Below are 3,926 nucleotides of genomic sequence, written 5' to 3'. Positions count from 1 at the left end.
ATCCGAGGATCGAGCGAACTCCGACAATATGCTGCCACCTTTTGAGGTTGAATCAAGGTGAGATCGACTAGCTCGTACAAACTATTGGCAAGTTCGATCGTGTAATCTTCAAAGCAAAAATGTACTAAGGCGACTTTAATTCTGGTCATAATTCTCGATATTGTTAGGTCGCCTGATTAAATTTACGATCGCAAGTTGACAATCGATTGACGGACGCGATCTATGCCACCTAATTCATGTACCATTACCGCCGCAACTAAAATAGCGTAAGCACAGACAGCAAGGCTCAGTGTCAATAAGAAATTGAGCTGCATAGTTTGCAGCAGCAAGAAGACAATCGCCATCAAACCGCTAATCAGTAGCGGCAATCGTAAGATCCGCAAAATGCGGAGCGGAAAGATCCGTTGATGGACGGCAGCACCGAGGACGCTAAAATTAGTAGTAGCCATGATTAAGCTCATAAATACTGCTCCCATTAATTGATATTTGGTAATAAAAAATATGCCCGACAGTCCGCCCACTGTCGTCGTGATTGCTACTTCAATGAGATTAAACTTTTCTAAGCCGTTAGCAATTAAGACATAGCCAAAGGTTTGCGAAAAAGTGGCGATCGTCATCGAGATACACATTAAATTTAAAATCACCGCTGCCTGGGAAAAATCTCGGTTTTGATAAATCAGTAATAATAAATCTTTGCCATAAAATATCGTCCCGATCGAGAATGGTAAACCGATACATAGTAAGGTAATAATCGTATTTTCGGCCTCTTGTCGCTGGATATCCCGCCCGAGATCGACCGCTTTGGACATGCGCGGAAAGGCGGCTAAATTGAGACTATTAGAGACGATCGTATAGGGCTGAAGTAGCTGCATCACCGAACCGTAGAGACCGATGAGGACTTCACTACCGAGTAAGGAAAGAATCAAGACATCAATTTTGGCAGCGATCATTCCCAATCCTTCAGTCGCAAACAAAGTTTTAGCAGTTTTGATAATATTCCACATAAAATCGCGATCGATTTGCCATTGGGGCGGGACGATCTTGACTAGCATCAGCCATTCGATCGCCAGAATTAGAGTTTCTGAAATTACTAAAATAATGCCGACATCGATGATTTGATGTCTGGTTTGCATCATCCAGAGCATCACAATTAAGCGCAATATATACACTGGCACTGTCGCCAGCGCGATCGAGTGCATTTGCTCGCGGGCTTGAAAAATTGATTCGGTAATATTAGAGAGTGCAAAGGGAATCGCCGTAAAACCGATGACACAGCAGAGGATCGAGGTATCGCGGCTGTATGGTAACAGATAAATAATGACCACCATTGCCGCGTAGCCAACTAGGCTAACTAGCAACTGTAATAAAGTACCACTTACCAAATATACAGGCGTGGCATCCGGGTCGCGCGCTATTTCGCGGGTAAATAGGGTTTTGAAACCTTGAGAGGTAATGCTGACAAAAATATAGTAGTAGCTAATCGCGAGTAAATATTGACCCAAGGCATACGCGCCTAGAGTTCTCGCGATCGCCGCGCTCAAGACAAAGGTAGCAATCCCTTGAGTTAGGCGATTGAGCAGCATCGATGCCGAATTACCGATTAGTTTGCGTTGTTGCGACATATAATTTAATTAAATACTCGCCTGAGATCGTGCTAAACAATCTTTGAGTTTTGCGGCTAAAGTAGCGACCCGAGGCTCTTTTAACATGCTCGAATGGGGGCCGGGGATCTGCTGGATCTCCAGATTTTCAACCAAATCTCGCCAGCCAAATTCATCGTGGAGACAATGCTCTAGATCCTGGACTTGGCAGCGCAACAGCGTCAACGATCCGGGATAAAATCGTGCGACGTATTCCTCGCCAGCTTCGAGATTAGCATCTAAAACAGTAAGTAATTGTGGTGTCAGATCTTCGCGTTTGTACAAGCTTTGAGCTAGAAATTCGCGCTGGTTATTGGCTTTCAATCGATAATCGATCCTGCCCATAATATAACTGGATCGCTCCTGCGGTGTGAGTTGAGAGAGATTATTTAAATGCACTCCCACCGCCCGGAAAAATGATGGGCGGAGGTGCGGCAAATTGGGCGCACTACTGTCTAATAGGGCCAGTAGTGCCGTCTGTTCGCCCTGGGCAGCCAATTGCTGAGCCATCTCATAGGCGACAAAGCCACCAAAAGAGTAGCCAGTCAGAAAATACGGGCCGTGGGGTTGAATAGTGCGAATTTCTTGGAGATAGTGGCTCGCCATCTCTTCCACGCGGCGAAATACGGGCTTGCCGTCGAGTCCCTGGGACTGGAGTCCGTAGACGGGCTGGTCGGGGTCGAGATAATTGGCGAGGGCATAGTATTCGAGTACATTGCCACCGACTGGATGGATGCAGAATAACGGTGGTTTGGGCGATTTGATGTCGCGATCGTGTCCCGGCGTCGCCGCCCTAATCGGGACTAGTGACGACCAAGCAGCAGATGGTGCTTCCTGACGGAGAACTGTCGCTAGCTCCTCGATCGTTTGTTTTTGGAGTAAAGTTGCCAAGGGGAGATTTTGACCCCAAATTTGCTCGATTTGGGCAAATAGCCGCACGGCAATCAGGGAATGACCGCCGAGGGCAAAGAAATTGTCCCTAATCCCGATCGGGTGGACGCCGAGTGCCTGCTCCCACATGCTGGTGAGCTGACGTTCTAGATCGTCCCGAGGCTCTAGCAGCTTGGCTTCCGGCTCTGGGCGAGTCTCTGGCTGTGGCAAGGCGCGACGATCGACTTTGCCGTTAGTTGTGAGTGGTAGGGCTGTCAGCATGACGATCGCCGTGGGAATGAGATAATCTGGCAATCTGGACTCTAGGAAGGCTCGCAGTTCCCGCTCGGTGGGCTGTTGCTGGGACGGTACTACATAGGCAACCAAGCGTTTATCGCCCGATCGATCTTCGCGGACGATAACGGTGACTTCACGCACGCTGGGGTGCTGCGATAGGACAACTTCAATTTCGCCCAGCTCGATCCGAAAGCCGCGAATTTTGACTTGATTGTCGATCCGTCCCAAAAATTCGATATTACCATCGGGAAGATACCGTGCTCTATCGCCGGAGCGATAGAGCTTTTCACCGATCGCAAACGGGCTGGGAATAAATTTTTCGGCGGTTAATTCGGGACGATTGAGATAACCAGTGGCTAAACCAGCGCCGCCGATGTACAGTTCGCCCGGAATCCCGATCGGGACGGGTTGGAGATCGGGATCGAGCAGATAAACTTGAGTATTCGCGATCGGGCGACCGATGGGAACAGAAGTCGCTAGGGGGTCGAGGCTGGCGATCGGATGAGCAGTCGCAAAAGTCGTGCTTTCGGTCGGCCCATAACCATTAATTAACTGACAATTGGTGAGAGTCGCTAGTACTTTCTGGACGTGCGGAACAGAGAGGATATCTCCCCCAGCAATCAGTTGGTGCAGCGGTTGGAGATCCGCCAGTCGTTCGTCTACCATCAAATGAAACAGCCCTGCTGTCAGCCACAGGGTCGTAATTTGCTCGCGGGCGATCAGTTGACCCAATTCGGCTAGCGAGGGCTTGTCACCAGGATACAAGACCAGTTTGGCACCATTGAGGAGGCTCCCCCAGATCTCAAAGGTAGCGACATCAAAGGCTATCTGCGCAATCTGCAAAAATATCCGATCGGGACTAAAGTCAACATAATCGGTCGCTTTCACCAGTCGCACGACGCCATGATGGGGGATACAGACCCCTTTGGGTTTGCCCGTCGAGCCAGAGGTATACATCACGTAAGCTAGATCGGTCGATCGCAGCAATAGATCGGGATTGGCGGCACTAGCGGTGGCAATGTCGTCCCAGTCGGCATCGAGGCAGATGACCTTAAACTGCTGTGGGGGTAGTTTGGCGCTGTCGGCTGTTGTAGTCAGCATCACGGCGACTCCCGCATC

General features: G+C 49.5%; 2 protein-coding genes. Both read right to left on the bottom strand.

Features of this window, described 5'->3' with window-relative positions; genetic code table 11:
* Positions 1-182: 182 nt before the first annotated feature.
* Positions 183-1,622, bottom strand: coding sequence for an oligosaccharide flippase family protein (locus tag RMO35_RS09345; protein WP_309740503.1), 1,440 nt, complete (start codon positions 1,620-1,622; stop codon positions 183-185).
* Positions 1,623-1,631: 9 nt separating this feature from the next.
* Positions 1,632-3,926, bottom strand: a 2,295-nt coding sequence (locus RMO35_RS09340) for an amino acid adenylation domain-containing protein (RefSeq protein WP_309740501.1), incomplete at its 5' end; no start/stop codon positions are given.

It is taken from the genome of Chamaesiphon sp. OTE_20_metabat_361 (assembly GCF_031364565.1).
This window is presented reverse-complemented; position numbering and strand designations above follow the sequence as displayed.